At 42.7% G+C, this 15,907-nt stretch carries 14 protein-coding genes and 1 other RNA gene; all 15 read right to left on the bottom strand.

What is annotated here, in order from left to right; all coding sequences use genetic code 11:
- Nucleotide 1 precedes the first annotated feature (1 nt).
- Complete coding sequence (locus FV185_RS01065; RefSeq protein ID WP_067492726.1) at nucleotides 2-862, bottom strand: cell division protein FtsQ/DivIB; 861 nt, start codon at nucleotides 860-862, stop codon at nucleotides 2-4.
- Nucleotides 863-873: 11 nt separating this feature from the next.
- Nucleotides 874-1,809: a UDP-N-acetylmuramate dehydrogenase gene (gene murB / locus FV185_RS01060; protein WP_197457700.1), complete on the bottom strand. Its 936-nt coding sequence runs from the start codon at nucleotides 1,807-1,809 to the stop codon at nucleotides 874-876.
- A 2-nt stretch (nucleotides 1,810-1,811) separates the two neighbouring features.
- Nucleotides 1,812-3,230, bottom strand: coding sequence for a UDP-N-acetylmuramate--L-alanine ligase (murC, locus tag FV185_RS01055; RefSeq protein ID WP_067492723.1), 1,419 nt, complete (start codon nucleotides 3,228-3,230; stop codon nucleotides 1,812-1,814).
- Nucleotides 3,220-4,335 (bottom strand): undecaprenyldiphospho-muramoylpentapeptide beta-N-acetylglucosaminyltransferase, encoded by a 1,116-nt coding sequence (murG, locus tag FV185_RS01050; protein WP_067492722.1) that lies wholly within the window; start codon nucleotides 4,333-4,335, stop codon nucleotides 3,220-3,222. The genes murC and murG overlap by 11 nt, the downstream gene beginning before the upstream one ends.
- On the bottom strand, nucleotides 4,332-5,492 hold the full coding sequence (ftsW, locus tag FV185_RS01045; RefSeq protein WP_067492721.1) for a putative lipid II flippase FtsW: 1,161 nt from the start codon (nucleotides 5,490-5,492) through the stop codon (nucleotides 4,332-4,334). Before ftsW ends, murG begins: the two co-directional genes overlap by 4 nt.
- Nucleotides 5,489-6,865, bottom strand: coding sequence for a UDP-N-acetylmuramoyl-L-alanine--D-glutamate ligase (gene murD, locus FV185_RS01040; RefSeq protein WP_067492720.1), 1,377 nt, complete (start codon nucleotides 6,863-6,865; stop codon nucleotides 5,489-5,491). Before murD ends, ftsW begins: the two co-directional genes overlap by 4 nt.
- 6 nt (nucleotides 6,866-6,871) lie before the next feature.
- Nucleotides 6,872-7,963 carry a phospho-N-acetylmuramoyl-pentapeptide-transferase gene (mraY, locus tag FV185_RS01035; protein ID WP_067492715.1) on the bottom strand — a complete coding sequence of 364 codons (1,092 nt, stop codon included), beginning with the start codon at nucleotides 7,961-7,963 and terminating at the stop codon, nucleotides 6,872-6,874.
- A 19-nt stretch (nucleotides 7,964-7,982) separates the two neighbouring features.
- The gene (locus FV185_RS01030) at nucleotides 7,983-9,368 is read right to left on the bottom strand and encodes a UDP-N-acetylmuramoyl-tripeptide--D-alanyl-D-alanine ligase (protein ID WP_197457699.1); all 1,386 of its coding nucleotides are present in this window, start codon (nucleotides 9,366-9,368) and stop codon (nucleotides 7,983-7,985) included.
- Nucleotides 9,365-10,867 carry a UDP-N-acetylmuramoyl-L-alanyl-D-glutamate--2,6-diaminopimelate ligase gene (locus FV185_RS01025; protein ID WP_067492713.1) on the bottom strand — a complete coding sequence of 501 codons (1,503 nt, stop codon included), beginning with the start codon at nucleotides 10,865-10,867 and terminating at the stop codon, nucleotides 9,365-9,367. Before FV185_RS01025 ends, FV185_RS01030 begins: the two co-directional genes overlap by 4 nt.
- Nucleotides 10,867-12,600: a peptidoglycan D,D-transpeptidase FtsI family protein gene (locus FV185_RS01020; protein WP_067492711.1), complete on the bottom strand. Its 1,734-nt coding sequence runs from the start codon at nucleotides 12,598-12,600 to the stop codon at nucleotides 10,867-10,869. The genes FV185_RS01025 and FV185_RS01020 overlap by 1 nt, the downstream gene beginning before the upstream one ends.
- Entirely contained in the window at nucleotides 12,597-12,875 is a 279-nt protein-coding gene (ftsL, locus tag FV185_RS01015) for a cell division protein FtsL (RefSeq protein WP_067492709.1), read from the bottom strand. The genes FV185_RS01020 and ftsL overlap by 4 nt, the downstream gene beginning before the upstream one ends.
- Nucleotides 12,872-13,822, bottom strand: a complete 951-nt coding sequence (gene rsmH / locus FV185_RS01010) for a 16S rRNA (cytosine(1402)-N(4))-methyltransferase RsmH (protein WP_229347564.1) — start codon at nucleotides 13,820-13,822, stop codon at nucleotides 12,872-12,874. The genes ftsL and rsmH overlap by 4 nt, the downstream gene beginning before the upstream one ends.
- A complete protein-coding gene (gene mraZ, locus FV185_RS01005) occupies nucleotides 13,819-14,265 on the bottom strand; it encodes a division/cell wall cluster transcriptional repressor MraZ (RefSeq protein WP_067492707.1) in 447 nt (148 codons plus the stop codon). The genes rsmH and mraZ overlap by 4 nt, the downstream gene beginning before the upstream one ends.
- 162 nt (nucleotides 14,266-14,427) lie before the next feature.
- An RNA gene (gene rnpB / locus FV185_RS01000) (RNase P RNA component class A) lies at nucleotides 14,428-14,782 on the bottom strand.
- Between the two features lie 12 nt (nucleotides 14,783-14,794).
- The gene (pyrC, locus tag FV185_RS00995) at nucleotides 14,795-15,838 is read right to left on the bottom strand and encodes a dihydroorotase (RefSeq protein WP_067492705.1); all 1,044 of its coding nucleotides are present in this window, start codon (nucleotides 15,836-15,838) and stop codon (nucleotides 14,795-14,797) included.
- Nucleotides 15,839-15,907: the final 69 nt, after the last annotated feature.

Here is a 15,907-nt window from a genome sequence, read left to right as displayed (position 1 = left end):
ATTACCTAGCTCCTGGTTCTGCTGAGGCTAAGCGTAAAGCAAAGCCATTTTCATACCTTAAATCAACTAACTTACCCTGTACTGACTGATCACCAAAAATAATCGGATAAGCATCGACAAATTTACCTAAACGTTCATGCATATTAGCCCTACCAAGGTTAATCGTAAGCCCATTATCTAATTTAATTGTCCAAGCACGTCGCTCTGACAAGACCAACTGATCAATCGAGTGATGAATACGTGTTAACTGGCGATTAAATTCTTTTGCTTCTCTCATGACTTCAAGTTGCGCCCCATCTGGACCCGTAAATTGCGGAAGATGAGGAGTATAATCCGCTTCAAACAGTTGTCCTTCAGTATCCAGTAACTTTTGTTCACCCCAACGAACTAATGGACGGTGTTCAATGACATTTACCTGAATACCGTCTGGCCATAGACGACGTAATTGAACATGACTCACCCAAGGCATAGCATTCAATTCTTTCGCCGCAGAAAACAAATTAAAAGTAAAAAAATTACCTGGCATGGATTGGAGGCGTTTACTAATTAATTCTTTATCAACTTGCTGCATATCTCCAGTAACTTGGATGCGCTGAATATTAAACATAGGGCGTTTAATTCCCCAACTCACAAATAGATATAAAACCAGTGTCAGCAATACAACAAGGCTAAGTTTACCGAGCATGGCAACAAGACTTAACCAGTTTACTTTTGCTGAAATCTCTTTTTGAGCACCTGGTTTTACTCGTGTACCCATAGAGGATTGACGCCGTCTTCTTTTTTGCGTTAGATCATAGTCATCCACTTTAGGACGATTATTTCGTCCTAATTGTAACCATCCAGGTAATGATATAACAGCCATTTTAGCTCCTCCTAACCTAATCTATTACCGATTATTCTTACTTCTGGAGTAAGCGAAATACCGCATACTTCCCAGACCCGTTGTTGTACTCGATATATCAAATTTTCAATATCTGCTGCTGTAGCACCGCCAACATTAACAATAAAATTAGCATGCTTGTAAGATACTTCTGCACCACCTTCTCTAACACCTTTAAGACCACTCTTTTCAATTAACTGTGCCGCAAAACCACCTGGTGGGTTACGAAATACAGACCCTGCGTTAGGCTGCCCTAAAGGTTGGGTTGCTACACGACGCGCCAATAACTCTTTAATTAATTGCTGACCTTTCTTTAATGGATCATTAATAAACTTTAGTCTGGCAGCAATAAACCATTCTTGGGTGGGATGTAGCCGTGACACAGTACGCTGACCAACAGGAGGTTTGAGAGCCACATGCCTATAGCCAATTTCGTACTCACTATTATTACGTTCAAAGAAACTGCCTTGATCATCCATCGTAATGACTGACTCAACACACTGCCATGTCTCTTTACCATAGCACCCTGCATTCATCGCTAATGCTCCACCTAAAGTACCTGGAATACCTGCTAAAAATTCACCACCTTGATAACCAAGTTTAGCTACCCAGCGCGCAATCTTGGGAGCTGGAACCCCCGCTTCAACCTCCAGTATCAATTCATTAGGCCGTTGTTCCACCACCTGGATTTCTTTTAACGCACCATGCATTTGAATAATGGTTTCCGTTAGCCCTCCATCACGAACCAAGAGGTTGCTACCTAATCCAATCACATGAAAATCTGACTGCGTTTCTTGACTTACAAACCGAGACAAATCATCACGATTTAAAGGAACGTAGAAACGTTGAGCGATACCACCCGCACGCCAGCTGACATGTTGGCTCATTGGCTCATTATGTTTTAACTGACCAGGGGCAAGATAACTCACAATTACCTAGCCTCCTCAGTCAAGTGAATTAGTTGCTGTGGGAGTAAACCAATACTTCCTGCACCCATCGTGATTAATACATCATTAGCTTGTAATTGGTTTAGTACCCTGTGCGGGAGAGTTGTTAAATCACTGTGACGAATAAGTAATCGTGCATTTTTCTTATCCAAAGCTCGAGCTAATTGGTCGCTATCTATTCCTTGAATTGGCGCCTCTCCAGCAGGATAAATATCACACAGAATCACACCATCAGCATGTGACAACACATCAACAAAACCATCGAAGCAATCTTTTGTTCTGCTGTATCGATGAGGCTGAAATACTAAAACAATTCGTCTATTTGGAAAGGCACCGCGCGCAGCCTCTAAAGTTGCTTTCATCTCTACCGGGTGATGACCATAGTCGTCTACTAAATCAAAGTTACCTTTGTTGTGCGGAATAACTCGTTGGCCATAACGCTGGAAGCGACGTCCCACACCCTTAAATTTTTCCAAGGCTTTAATCACAGCAGGAGTTGAAGCGCCCACTTCAAGAGCAACAGCAATGGCTGCTAGGGCATTCAATACGTTATGACGACCTGGTAAATTCAATACTACTGATAAACGACGTGTTTCTCGTCTGGAACGATTGGGTTTTAATAGCACCCCAAATACCATTCTGCCAGCTTCTGCTGTCACATCAACCGCTTGAATCATGGCATCCTCTGAGAAACCATAAGTCACAACGGGTTTTTCTATACGCGGAAGTAATTCCTTAACCACTTGATCTTCTAGGCACAGCACAGCAACACCATAAAAGGGAAGATGATCAAGAAACTTAACAAAGGCATCTTTCAGTTTTTCAAAATCATGATCATAGGTTTCCATATGATCTTGATCGATATTGGTTACTACTGAAATAACTGGTTGTAAAAACAGAAAAGAAGCATCGGACTCATCTGCTTCTGCCACAATAAACTCACCTTTACCTAACGCTGCGTGAGTCCCTGCGCTATTCAGTTTACCGCCTATAACAAAGGTTGGATCAAGATCCGCTTCGGCTAAAATACTAGCAATTAAACTGGTAGTGGTTGTTTTGCCATGAGTACCTGCCACAGCAATACCTTTTTTAAGACGCATGAGTTCAGCCAACATCATGGCTCTAGGAATCACTGGGATTCTCTGTTCCCGGGCACGGACAACCTCTGGGTTATTGTGCAAGACAGCTGTGGAAATAACGACTACATCTGCTCCTTCTACATGTTCAGCCTGATGTCCGTGGCGAATTAATGCACCTAATCCGGACAATCTCTCTGTGGCAGTATTGATGTTAATATCAGAACCAGTTACCTCGTAACCTAAATTTAATAGTACTTCTGCGATACCGCTCATACCGGCACCACCAATTCCAACAAAATGAATATGACGAACTTTATGACGCATGACCCCACTCCTTACAGGCAAGATACAATTCATCTGTCGCCTGTCGTTTTGCTAAGTGGTATGCACGCTCAGCCATTAACGATAAATCCTGTCGATTAAGATGAGTCAAAAACTTAACAAGACCTTCAATAGTTAAATCCTTTTGTTGAACAAGGTAGGCTGCACCCTGTTCTTCTAAAAACTGTGCGTTCAGAGTTTGGTGATCATCCACTGCCGCAGGAAAAGGAACTAAAAGACTTGCTACTCCAGCGCACGCTAATTCACTAACAGTTAAAGCACCAGCACGACAGATTACTAAATCTGCTTGTTGATATACTGTCGCCATATCATCAATAAACGAAATGAGTTGTGCTTCAACTTGATGAGAACGGTAACATTGCTCGAGTTCTTCAAATAATTTTTCGCCGCCTTGATGAGTCACAAGAGGCCGATCTTCTGATGACATTTGAGACAAAGCTTCGGGAATAATTCTATTTAATGCACGTGCACCCTGACTGCCACCAATAACAAGTAAACGTAATTTTCCTTGTCGAGACTGGTAACGTTGTAGCGGAGGCAACAAAGATGTAATCGTCTCTCTCACAGGGTTACCAATCCATTTTATGGATTTGGGTTGGGGAAGTAGATTAGCTAATACATTTTTAGAGGTCCGTTTAAAGGCATCAGGAAAACCTGTATACACCTGCTTTGCCCATAATCCAAGAATGCGATTGGTTAAACCTGCTATTGCATTTTGTTCATGAAGAACTAATGAACATCCAACAATTTTTGCTGCCATCCCACCTGGAAAAGAGGCAAAACCCCCAAACCCCACAGCAAGAGAAGGACGATAATATCGATATAATTTACAAGCACGTCGGGTGGCTTGATAAATCATCCAAGGCGCACGAATATATCGCATTACACCATTACCGCGCATACCTTTGATAGCAATCGTCTCTAAACAATATCCTTTTTCTGGTACAAGTTTCGCCTCCATTCCTTGCTCAGAGCCAAGCCAAATTACTCGCCATTGTTGAGCACGTAATTGATCTGCCAGAGCCAAAGCGGGGAACACATGCCCCCCAGTACCGCCCGCCATGATGAATACAGTAGGGTTACTCATGACATCCTCACTCGAGGAGAAACACGTAACTCGTAATCAATACGCATGAGTATGGCTAGCGCCAATAAGTTAGAGACAATACCTGACCCACCATAACTTAATAGTGGCAAGGTGAGTCCTTTAGTGGGCAGCATGCCCATATTTACACCAACATTCACAATGGTTTGTACTGCTATCCACACCCCTACACCTTGCGCTACTAAGGCACCAAAATGATTACCTAAAGCCGCTGCTCGTCGCCCTATAGCAAAGGAGCGCCATACTACAAACACAAACAAACTCAAAGTGAAAAGTACCCCAACAAACCCTAATTCCTCAGCTATCACTGCCATTAAGAAGTCTGTGTGTGCTTCTGGTAGATATAATTGTTTTTCAACACTAGCGCCTAGTCCCACCCCAAACCAACCACCATGGCCAAAAGCAATAAGAGCGTGAGTTAATTGGTAGCCTTTACCGAACGGATCAGCCCATGGATGCCAAAACCAAATTAAGCGATTAAAGCGATAGGGAGACATAATCACTAAAAACACAAAGGCTACTGATAATAGCGCCATTAAAATTACAAATAAACGCCAATTTAATCCCCCCAAAAACAAAATCGAGGCAGTAATAGCGGTCATCACCACCAAAGCCCCAAAATCCGGCTCTTTTAACAAAAAGTAACCAACCAGAATCATGACAAGCCCCATTGGGAAAAAGCCCTTGGTCAGACTATGCATGAAAGCCGCCTTTCTCACTGTGTAATCAGCGGCGTATAACACCACAAAAAACTTCATGAACTCGGAGGGTTGTAAGTTAAAAACAAGCAATGACAACCAACGTCTACTCCCGTTTACCTCTTTGCCAATACCAGGTACCAATACCAATATCAACATAGGAATGCCAACAGCAAAAAAGAGATAAGGAGCAAGTTTTTGCCATGTTTCCACTTTGATCTGAAAGGCCATTATCCCGGCCATCATGGCAGCACTCACATAGATCAACTGTCGAATAAAGTAGTAGGTAGAATGAAACCCTGTATGTCGGTCCGCTTCTGCGCTAGCAATAGAGGCTGAATACACCATCACCACTCCAATTGCTAACAATCCAAGAACCGCCCAAAACAGAGCGATATCATATTCAGATCTAAGTAATTTGGGAGTAGACAAAACTTTCATGACGCTCTCTCCTCAATCACATCTTTAACAGATTGAATAAATACTTGTGCTCTATGCAAATAATTATCGAACATATCAAAACTAGCACAAGCTGGGGACAACAAAACAGCATCACCTGTTTGTGCAAAATGCATGGCTTTCACCACTGCTTCTTTCATATCACGAGCATGATCAATTGGAATTCCACAATGAAGAGTGGCTTGTTCAATCAATGGCGCGTCTCTTCCAATCAACACTAACGCACGACCATGTTTATTTAATGCGGGAGACAAGGGTGAAAAATCTTGACCTTTTCCATCTCCACCAGCTATCAATACCACCTTTTGAGGCAACCCTTCTAATGCAGCAACTGTCGCCCCCACGTTGGTCCCTTTGGAATCATCGTAGAAAGTAATCTGATTATGAGTTGCAACAGGCTCCACTCGATGAGGCAACCCTTTGAATTTCATTAACGCCTCAACGGCCACGCTCGGATTAACTCCTACCGCATAGGTTAAGGCTAAGGCGGCCATGGCATTGGCAGCATTATGTAATCCAGCAAGCGGAAAAGAACTCAATTTCAAACATGTGCTCTGGCCATGAGATATCCACACTTCATTATCTTTGTGCTCAATACCCCAATCATTTGTATTTACGGATTGATCCAAACCAAAAGACCAACTGGTAGGCTCAGACATTGCCCAAGAATAAGTATCCTGGCGATTTACAATGCGTTGTTTACAGTACCTAAAAATACGCTCCTTAGCAGCAGCATAACTATCCATATCTTGATAGCGATCTAAATGATCCTCGCTTACATTGAGTACTGTTGCAGCATCTAAATAGAGGTTGTGAGTGGTTTCTAATTGAAAACTAGATAGTTCTAACACGTAGGCTTGTATAGAATGACTCTCTGCCATCACATCTAATACTGGCGTTCCGATATTGCCAACTACAGCGGTGTGATACCCGGCATGTTTTAGGATTTCCCCCACCATTGTTGTCACGGTACTTTTACCATTAGAACCTGTAATACCAATAACAATTGGTTTGTGTGACAACTGATTGATTACTCTTGCGAATACTTCTACATCACCTAACACAAGAGCACCTCGTTGCTGCGCAACGCTAAGTGGAGTATAAGATAAAGGAACTCCTGGGCTCACGATAATGACATCAGCCTGTTGGCAGGCAATTTCGGTATCTGTTCCACAAAAAAAACGCACTCTTGGAAAGCTATTATTTAAAAGAGCCAGTTGGGGGGGGTGATCTCTGGTGTCAGCAGCAATCACTGTCAATTCAGGAAAATGCTCTAGCCAACGCAATACCGAGGCACCCGTCTCACCTAGACCGAGTACAAGTATTGTTTGTTGTGAGTTAAATAAGCCTTGCATAATTCCTTACCTGATTTTTAGTGTAGATAACCCAGCTAAAATTAAAATAATGGTAATTATCCAAAAACGAACTACCACCTGGTTTTCTTTCCATCCTTTCAACTCAAAGTGATGATGTACAGGAGCCATTCTAAAAATACGATTTCCTGTTAATTTAAATGATGCAACCTGAAGTACCACTGATAATGTTTCGAGAACAAATACTCCGCCCATAACAAATAAAACAATCTCTTGACGCACAATTACTGCTACGAGCCCCAGTGCTGCGCCAAGAGCTAAGGCCCCAACGTCACCCATGAAGACTTCTGCTGGATAAGCGTTAAACCAAAGAAAAGCAAGACCCGCACCAGTCATTGCAGCACAAAAAACCACCAATTCACCGGCACCGGGAATACTTGGAAAAGCAAGATAGGCTGCAAAAATTTTATTGCCAGCAACATACGCGAATATAGAAAGTGCAGCGGAAATCATGGCTGTTGGCATAATAGCCAATCCATCTAAGCCATCAGTTAAATTCACTGCGTTACTACTACCGACAATGACAAAATAGGTAAGAATAATAAATCCAAGACTTCCCAATGGCAGCTTTATGCTTTTGAAAAAAGGAACAATTAATTCTGTTTCAGCAGGACTTGTTGCCATGTAAGCCAAATAAGTAGCTACACATAAGGCAATAACCGACTGCCAGAAAAACTTCGCTTTAGCTGACAACCCTTTGGGATTACGGTAAACCACTTTACGGTAGTCATCTACCCAGCCAATTACACCAAAGCCAACCAAAACGATTAAACACAACCAAATATAGCGATTAGAGAGATCAGCCCAAAGTAGAGTGGTCACAATAATGGCAACCAGAATTAAAGCTCCCCCCATGGTGGGCGTTCCACTCTTAATCAAATGACTTTGCGGTCCATCTGTTCTTACAGCTTGACCAATCTTATAAGCCGTTAATTGTCGGATCATTGCAGGTCCAATCATGAAAGACATAGTTAATGCTGTTAAGGTAGCCAGTACTGCCCGTAGTGTAATGTAATCAAATACATGAAAACCATGTATTCCCATGGTTTGTCCTAACCAATGTGTCAGTGCTAGCAACATGTTAAATATCTCTTTTTTATCATTGCAGTAATCCTTCTACTACTCGTTCCATTTTCATAAAACGAGATCCTTTCACCAGCACAGTTGTGTCGCGATTCAATTGTGGCTTTAATGTACTGACAATCTGATCCACCGACTCGCAGTGATGCGCCCCTTCACCAAAACTTAGTGCACTGCGCTGAGTTAATTCACCTAAAGTAAAAAGATCATCAATACCTGCTCGTTTTGCCTTTAATCCCACTTCTGCATGGAGCTCATCTGCAAATTCCCCAAGCTCCCCTAGATCACCCAATACAAATATTTTTCTACCTTCACGCTCACTTAAGACGCCAATGGCAGCAAAAACAGAATCAGGGTTTGCGTTATAGGTGTCATCAATAACTAACGCACCCAGAGCAGAAAACTGCATTTGCAGTCGACCTGGTACACCAGTGAACTGTTCTAATCCCTTAATAATTTGTGTGGCTCCAACACCTGTTGCAAGACAGGCTGCTATCACAGCCAAAGCATTTTCTTGGTTATGCCGACCAGGAATTTGTAAACGTACTTTGATGGTTTCTCCAAATCCTGAAACCGTAAGTACCCGGCCATCAATGGCTCCAGTAATATGTGCTTGTGCGCTAATTGCAAAAGACAATTGACGATGAGGTTGAGCTCGTTGGCTAAGAATGGCACTCGTTGAAAGATCGGTGGGATAAACAGCCACCCCATCTGCATCTAATCCTTCAAAAATCTCACTTTTAGCACGAGCAATCGCCTCAATTGAACCAAGTAAGCCGATATGCGCTCTTTGAACAGTATTAATTAATGCCACATCAGGTTTCGCCATGTTAGATAGATAAGCAATTTCTCCTTCATGATTCATGCCCATCTCAATCACAGCAAATCGATGTTCGGGACGTAACCTCAATAAAGTCAAAGGAACGCCTATTGCATTATTTAAGTTACCTTCCGTCGCCAACACGGAATTAATGTCATAACCTAGGGTGAGACTATGCTCGCGTAAAATAGCTGCAGTCATTTCTTTAACTGTTGTTTTACCATTACTACCAGTTAGAGCAATGACAAAAGGATTAATATGTTTGCGCCAAGCTTGAGCCAATTGCCCCAAACTGAGCAAAGTATCCTTTACTTTTAATAATCGCTGCTCAGATATCGTTGAGGGTACCACCCAATCCTCTCTGACTACTGCGCATAATGCCCCTTTTGCTAATGCTTGAACAACATAATCGTGGCCATCGAACTGATCCCCATGTAACGCAAAAAACACATCACCTTGACCAATTGATCGGCTGTCTATACTAATGCGACTGACTGGGTCATCTTGTTGATCTACTTTAAGCGGTAGAGATAAATAATGAGCTAACTGCCCAAGAGTCATCATAGGAGTATTTATCTGACTCATGCCTCACTCCTTTGTAGATAGTCTTTTACAATCTGCTGATCGCTAAAGTAATGTTTGATCCCTTTTATTTCTTGATAGTCTTCATGCCCTTTACCAGCCACAAGAACAATATCACCTGGACAGGCACAATCCAGGGCATACTCAATAGCCAAACGACGATCAAGAATAATGTCACTGACTCCAGTCATACCGGATTGAATTGCACGAATTATTTCGTCTGGTTCCTCATCACGTGGATTATCATTTGTGATAATAATTTGATCAGCAAACTGATCGACCACTTTTCCCATGAGGGGGCGTTTTCCTTTATCACGATTACCGCCACAACCGAATACACAAATGAGTTTATTATGATCAGGAGTAATTTCTCTAAGCGTTACTAACACTTGCTCTAAAGCGTCGGGAGTGTGAGCATAATCGATGACTGCTACAAAACCATTTTTAGCAACAATTTTCTCTAATCTTCCAGAGGGAGGAGTAAGCGATGCAATAAGCCTTACCGTTTGTTTAAGATCAATATCAAGGCATAGTAATGCAGCGAGAACTGCCATTAAATTGGCGATATTAAAACGTCCTAATAATGGACTGAATATATGGTAAGTCTCTCCTTCAAAAGTAAGATCAAACTCTGCTCCTTGGGCAGTCAATTTAATATTGGTAGCAGATAAAATACCGGGACGATTAGTTACTGTTAGTGAATAACCGATGACTTGAGGAATAGTAGTACGGTAACGATGTAGTAACTGCTTACCGAATTCATCATCATAATTAATAACAGCCCACTGTAAACCTTGCGCCTGGAAAAGCAATGCTTTTGCTTCAGAATACGCTTCCATAGTTCCGTGATAATCTAAATGATCACGGGTTAAATTAGTAAATATGGCACCGGTAAATGTAACTGCACCAACACGTCCCTGAACTAGCCCATGGGACGATACTTCCATAACACAGTCTTTACAATGCTGATCAACAAAGCGTTTAAGCCACTTCTGGCACTCAATTGCATCAGCAGTGGTATTGTGAGATTCACTTAACTGCGGCCAGATACCATTACCTAAAGTACCCATAACAGCGCACTTACCTTTTATACGCGATAACAATTGAGTCAACCACAGACTACAGCTACTCTTACCATTGGTGCCTGTTACACCAGTCACTCTTAGTCGCTGACTTGGATTACCATATACTTCAGCCGCAATAGCACTAATGTTGCCTTTCAAATTAACCACCGAGCGATGGTTAAGCGTTTGCCATTTCATCGGCCAATCAAAGCCCTCTGGATCCCAAATTATCGACTGCGCCCCACGCTCAATGGCATCAGCAATATAATCTCGTCCATCGACTCGATCACCTTTATAAGCAACAAAGGTATCGCCTTGTTTAACGCTTCTACTGTCCGCGGTTAACTCTTGAATTCGTAGTTCCGAATGCAATTGGGCCGCGGTTTGTTTAAACTCACCGCGGCCAGGAGGAAGAGGGTACTTAACAGAATTAATCATCAGGTATCCTCTGCTGCATCACTTTTCGTTGTGATGTGATAATCACCCGAGCCAGGATCATCTGGGGGCACTCCATTCATTTGAAGTACGCTACCCATCAGTACAGAAAACACAGGAGCAGCAACCTCCCCACCGTAGTACACCGCACCTTGGGGATCATCAACCATTACTGCAATCACATAACGTGGGCTAGATGCAGGAGCAAACCCTACAAAAGAAGCAACATAATGATTACCATAATGACGTCCACTTACCTTGTGCGCAGTCCCGGTTTTTCCTGCGACACGATATCCTTTTACCTGAGCCTCAATTGCTGTGCCGCCCGGTTGAACTACCATTTCTAGCATTGCTTTTACTTCGTCAGCAGTTTTCGCAGAAAACACCTGTCGACCGGTAACAGGCCCATTAACTTTAACAATTGACAATGGTTTTAACATGCCATGGTTAGCAAAAATCGTGTACGCTTGAGCGAGTTGAGCTAGACTAACTGAAATACCATTACCATAAGCCATAGTTGCTTGCTCAATAGGGCGCCAGGTTCTGTATGGTCGAACTTTTCCTCCTGTTTCACCCGGAAAACCCAATTTAGGTGGCAGACCAAACCCTGCATCGGTAAATGTATTCCACATGTCTTTAGGATTTAGAGACAACGCAATTCTCGCAGCCCCGACGTTACTTGATCGCTGAATAACTTGAGAAACAGTTAATTCCTCTGAATGATGGGTATCATGAATTCTGGCTGGACCAATGGTCATGACACCACCCGTGGTGGGAATAATCGTGTTTGGTGTGACTTTTCCTAATTCAAGCGCGGTCGCAATTGTAAAAGGTTTGAGCGTTGAGCCTGGCTCATAAGAGTCTGTTAAAGCACGATTTCTCAGTTGAGCTCCTGACAAATGATGGCGATCATTAGGATCGTAATTAGGGCAATTAGCCAAAGCCAATATTTCACCAGTAAGACTATCTACAACAATGACCGATCCAGCTTGCGCGTGGTGTTGCTCAACTGCTTTACTTAGTTCACGATAAGCCAAATGTTGGATTCGATAATCAATACTGAGTGTTACATCTTGACCGGGTCGTGAAACACGAATATTTTGTTCATCTTCAATGATGTGTCCTGCACGATCTTTAATGACTCTTTTTGCACCATCACGTCCACCCAAGGAATGCTGATAAGCATATTCGATCCCCTCTTGGCCAATATCATCTGCATTCGTAAAACCGATTACGTGAGCCACCTCCTCACCTTTTGGATAAGCCCGATGATAACCACGCTGAGGAAACAATCCCGTAATATCAAGACGCATAATTTGATCAGCCACTGCGGGACTAACTTGTCGTTTTAAGTAAACAATATTATGTTTACCCTCATCGAGTTTTTGTTTTAGCTCATCAACATCAATACCCAGCAAACTAGCAAGCTTTCTTTCTTGATGTTCATCGATATCAACATTCTCACGGCTTGCGAGAATAGATTCAGATGGCACACTAATGGCAAGCGGTACACCGTTACGATCACGAATAATGCCTCTGTTCGCAGGAATATCTATCACTCGGCTATAACGCTCTTGCCCTTTATGCTGCAAAAAGCTTGCGTTAAAGCCTTGTAAATACATATCTCGACCAACAAGTACCACAAACCATCCCATTAAAAACAACAGCAATACGCGGGATCGCCATCCTTCTAACTTAAAATTAAATCGAGATTGAGGTTTAGGATCAAACTTCATGATGCACCTTGCGCTGATGAAATAATTAACTTCACCTTACTTGGTAATGGAGAGTGCATTTGTAACTCACGTATCGCGCCCTCTTCAATGCGCTTACTTGAAGTTAACGATCCTTGCTGAATTTGTAATTCATTCCAATCATTGTGTAACTGTAGTGCGTAATCATGTTCTTTTTGTAAATCCATAAAAAGAACACGCGAGCGATGCTGCGCATTGACTACTGCAAGAGACATCAATGCGACTAATAAAAATAGTATTAAGTTAAGACGATTCATGCCGCACACCTCTCAGCGATACGCATTATGGCACTGCGACTGCGAGGGTTTGACTGCTGCTCATTTTCAGATGCTCTGATACTTTTACCAACCAAACGAAGTAATGGTTGCGGTCTTTGCGACTCAGGAATAGCAAGACCTCGAGGAATTTCTGGTGGTGACGAATGGCGTTTAAAAAACTGTTTAACCAAGCGGTCTTCTAAAGAGTGAAAACTAATCACCACCACCCTTCCCTCCTCTTTTAAAAGAGAAAGAGTTTGTGGTAATACCTCTTCTATTTCTTCTAATTCTTTATTAATAAATATACGAATAGCCTGAAAAGTACGCGTGGCAGGATTAAGTCCTGGCTCTCTTTTTTTCACTACCTGAGCGATTAACTCAGCTAACTGTTGAGTGGTTTCAAGAGGCTTAATATTTCTTTGATTAATAACGGCTGAGGCAATTTGTCTTGCAAAACGCTCCTCACCATAATCTCGGATAACTCGAATCAACTCTTTTTCATCAACTTGCTCTAACCAGTCTTTGGCTGACAACCCCACTGCAGGGTTCATTCTCATATCAAGAGGCCCATCAAAGCGAAAACTAAAACCACGTTGCGGTTCATCTAATTGCGGAGAAGACACTCCTAGATCCAGTAAAATACCGTTTACTTTGCTAATACCAAGCTCTGACAGTTTGTGTTGCATTTCAGAAAAACGGGCGTGAACAAAGTGAAGACGGCTATCTTGCCATTGTTGACCGATTAAATAAGCCTCAGGATCACGATCAAAAGCAATCAGTTTTCCGTGCGGTCCTAATTGATTTAAAATTGCGCGAGCGTGTCCTCCCCGTCCAAAAGTACCATCCACATATACGCCGTCAGGAACAATGGCTAAAGCATCTATGGCTTCAGCTAGAAGCACACTAATATGTGTTGATTGAGATGGAGAGGGTTGGCTCGTTATCACAGTGAGAAATCTTCCATGCCAGCGGGGACAAGATCGGCGCCCAGCCGTTCGATTTCTTTGAATTGCTCGTCCCAAGCAGGGGGATTCCATAACTTAAAATGACTACCCTGCCCAAACATCATAACCTCGCGATCAATTGAAGCAAAACGTCTTAGAGCAGGAGCAACCAATACTCGTCCTGCACTATCCATTTCAACATCATCAGCATGACCAACTAATAAACCCTGCAGTAAGGTGGAATTTTTATCAAATCCAGAGCGCTTCATGATGGCATCACGAATCGGCTCCCAAGCAGAACGGGGATAAAGCAGAAGACAACGATGTGGGTGAGCAGTAATAACGAGGTGACCATCACTTTGCAAACGCAAAGCATCCCGATAACGAGTTGGCACTGCCAGTCGTCCTTTGGCATCCAAACTAATTAACGATGGCCCTTGAAACACACTCTCCCCTTTTTTTAGCCAGAAAAAGACCTAATTTCCCATAAATTCCCACTTTTTTCCACTATATGGCATAAGTACAACAAGGTCAAGTAGAAAAACCGGCAAACCACTGTTTTTTTTAGGAAATATGAGAAATCGAGGATTCTGAAAAGAAAAGTTGTGGGGTGAAGCTGACCGATAAGCCGGGTTCTGTCGTGGACAGTCATTCCTCTAGACGATTGGTTACCCAACCGTTCAAGCAACCTACCCAGGAACAACGCGAGCCACGTTAACGTTCCTCTATTTGGTCTTGCTCCGAATGGGGTTTAACATGCCAGTGCTGTTACCAGCCCTGCGGTGCGCTCTTACCGCACCTTTTCACCCTTACCTGCATTGTATAAACAATACATCGGCGGTTTAAGTCTCTGTATCACTTTCCATAGCCTCACGGCTTCCGGTCGTTAACCGGCATTCTGCTCTATGGAGCCCGGACTTTCCTCTCCGTGCCAAAGCACGCAGCGACTGTCTAGTCAGCTTCAAGTACATTCTATCAAGATTCGTGATTAAAGCTCCATACGAGAAACTCCCCAGCCCTCATGGGTATTAATGTTTCAGAACCATATTGTAATTGCGAAGGAACCTTAACCTGCTGTTTAGTAAGGGTTATTTGTGAAGTATTACGTGCTAAGCCATAAAAATCCGCACCATAAAAAGAAGCAAACCCTTCTAGCTTATCTAGAGCTCCAATACTGTCAAACGCTTCAGCGTATAACTCCATGGCTGCGTGAGCTGTGTAGATGCCAGCACAGCCGCAAGCATTTTCTTTCAGTGATTGCGGATGTGGGGCGCTATCTGTCCCGAGAAAAAACTTATTATTTCCTGATGCCACGGCATCAAGCAGAGCTTGACGATGTTTTTCTCTTTTCAAGACTGGTAAACAATAATGATGAGGACGAATGCCACCTTGAAATAAGGCATTACGATTCAGCAATAAATGATGGGCTGTAACAGTTGCTGCTATGTTTTTATCGGCAGTCAACACAAATTTAACTGCCGAAGCTGTGGTGATGTGCTCTAACACTACCTTTAATTTAGGGTATTTGAGAATTAAAGGGATAAGTTGATCCTCAATAAATACCCTCTCTCTATCGAATACGTCAATGGCAGGATCAGTCACTTCACCATGCACTAATAATGGTAAACCACACTGCTCCATCGCTTCTAATACCTCTTCAACCTTAGACCATTGACGCACTCCAGAGTCAGAGTTGGTAGTCGCTCCTGCAGGATAATATTTTACGGCATGCACAAAACCACTCTCTTTTGCCTTAACAATCTCCTCAGGCAGAGTATTTTCCGTTAAATAAAGCGTCATCAAAGGGCTAAAGGAAGAGCCTTTAGGTAGAGCTGCAGTGATGCGATCACGATAGGACTGAGCCTGAGCCACTGTCACCACTGGTGGCTTCAAATTAGGCATGATAATTGCCCGGGCAAACTGTTTTGCCGTATCAGGTAATACCGCTTGTAAAAAATCACCATCACGCACATGCAAATGCCAATCATCTGGTCTGGTTATCGTTATTTGCTCACTCATACCTACTCCTTAACTTTTACTAAATATTAACATATAGAGTTATTGCAAATAAGAAACATTCTCGTTTAA

Source organism: Ferrovum sp. PN-J185, from assembly GCF_001581925.1.
GTDB lineage: Bacteria > Pseudomonadota > Gammaproteobacteria > Burkholderiales > Ferrovaceae > PN-J185.
Note: the sequence above shows the minus strand (reverse complement) of the source record. Positions and strands in the feature narration are given on the sequence as shown.

Coding starts and splice junctions, on each gene's coding strand:
- FV185_RS01065 (WP_067492726.1), bottom strand. CDS start 862: ATGGCTGTTATATCATTACCTGGATGGTTACAATTAGGACGAAATAAT.
- murC (WP_067492723.1), bottom strand. CDS start 3,230: ATGCGTCATAAAGTTCGTCATATTCATTTTGTTGGAATTGGTGGTGCC.
- murG (WP_067492722.1), bottom strand. CDS start 4,335: ATGAGTAACCCTACTGTATTCATCATGGCGGGCGGTACTGGGGGGCAT.
- ftsW (WP_067492721.1), bottom strand. CDS start 5,492: ATGAAAGTTTTGTCTACTCCCAAATTACTTAGATCTGAATATGATATC.
- murD (WP_067492720.1), bottom strand. CDS start 6,865: ATGCAAGGCTTATTTAACTCACAACAAACAATACTTGTACTCGGTCTA.
- mraY (WP_067492715.1), bottom strand. CDS start 7,963: ATGTTGCTAGCACTGACACATTGGTTAGGACAAACCATGGGAATACAT.
- FV185_RS01030 (WP_197457699.1), bottom strand. CDS start 9,368: ATGAGTCAGATAAATACTCCTATGATGACTCTTGGGCAGTTAGCTCAT.
- FV185_RS01025 (WP_067492713.1), bottom strand. CDS start 10,867: ATGATTAATTCTGTTAAGTACCCTCTTCCTCCTGGCCGCGGTGAGTTT.
- FV185_RS01020 (WP_067492711.1), bottom strand. CDS start 12,600: ATGAAGTTTGATCCTAAACCTCAATCTCGATTTAATTTTAAGTTAGAA.
- ftsL (WP_067492709.1), bottom strand. CDS start 12,875: ATGAATCGTCTTAACTTAATACTATTTTTATTAGTCGCATTGATGTCT.
- pyrC (WP_067492705.1), bottom strand. CDS start 15,838: ATGAGTGAGCAAATAACGATAACCAGACCAGATGATTGGCATTTGCAT.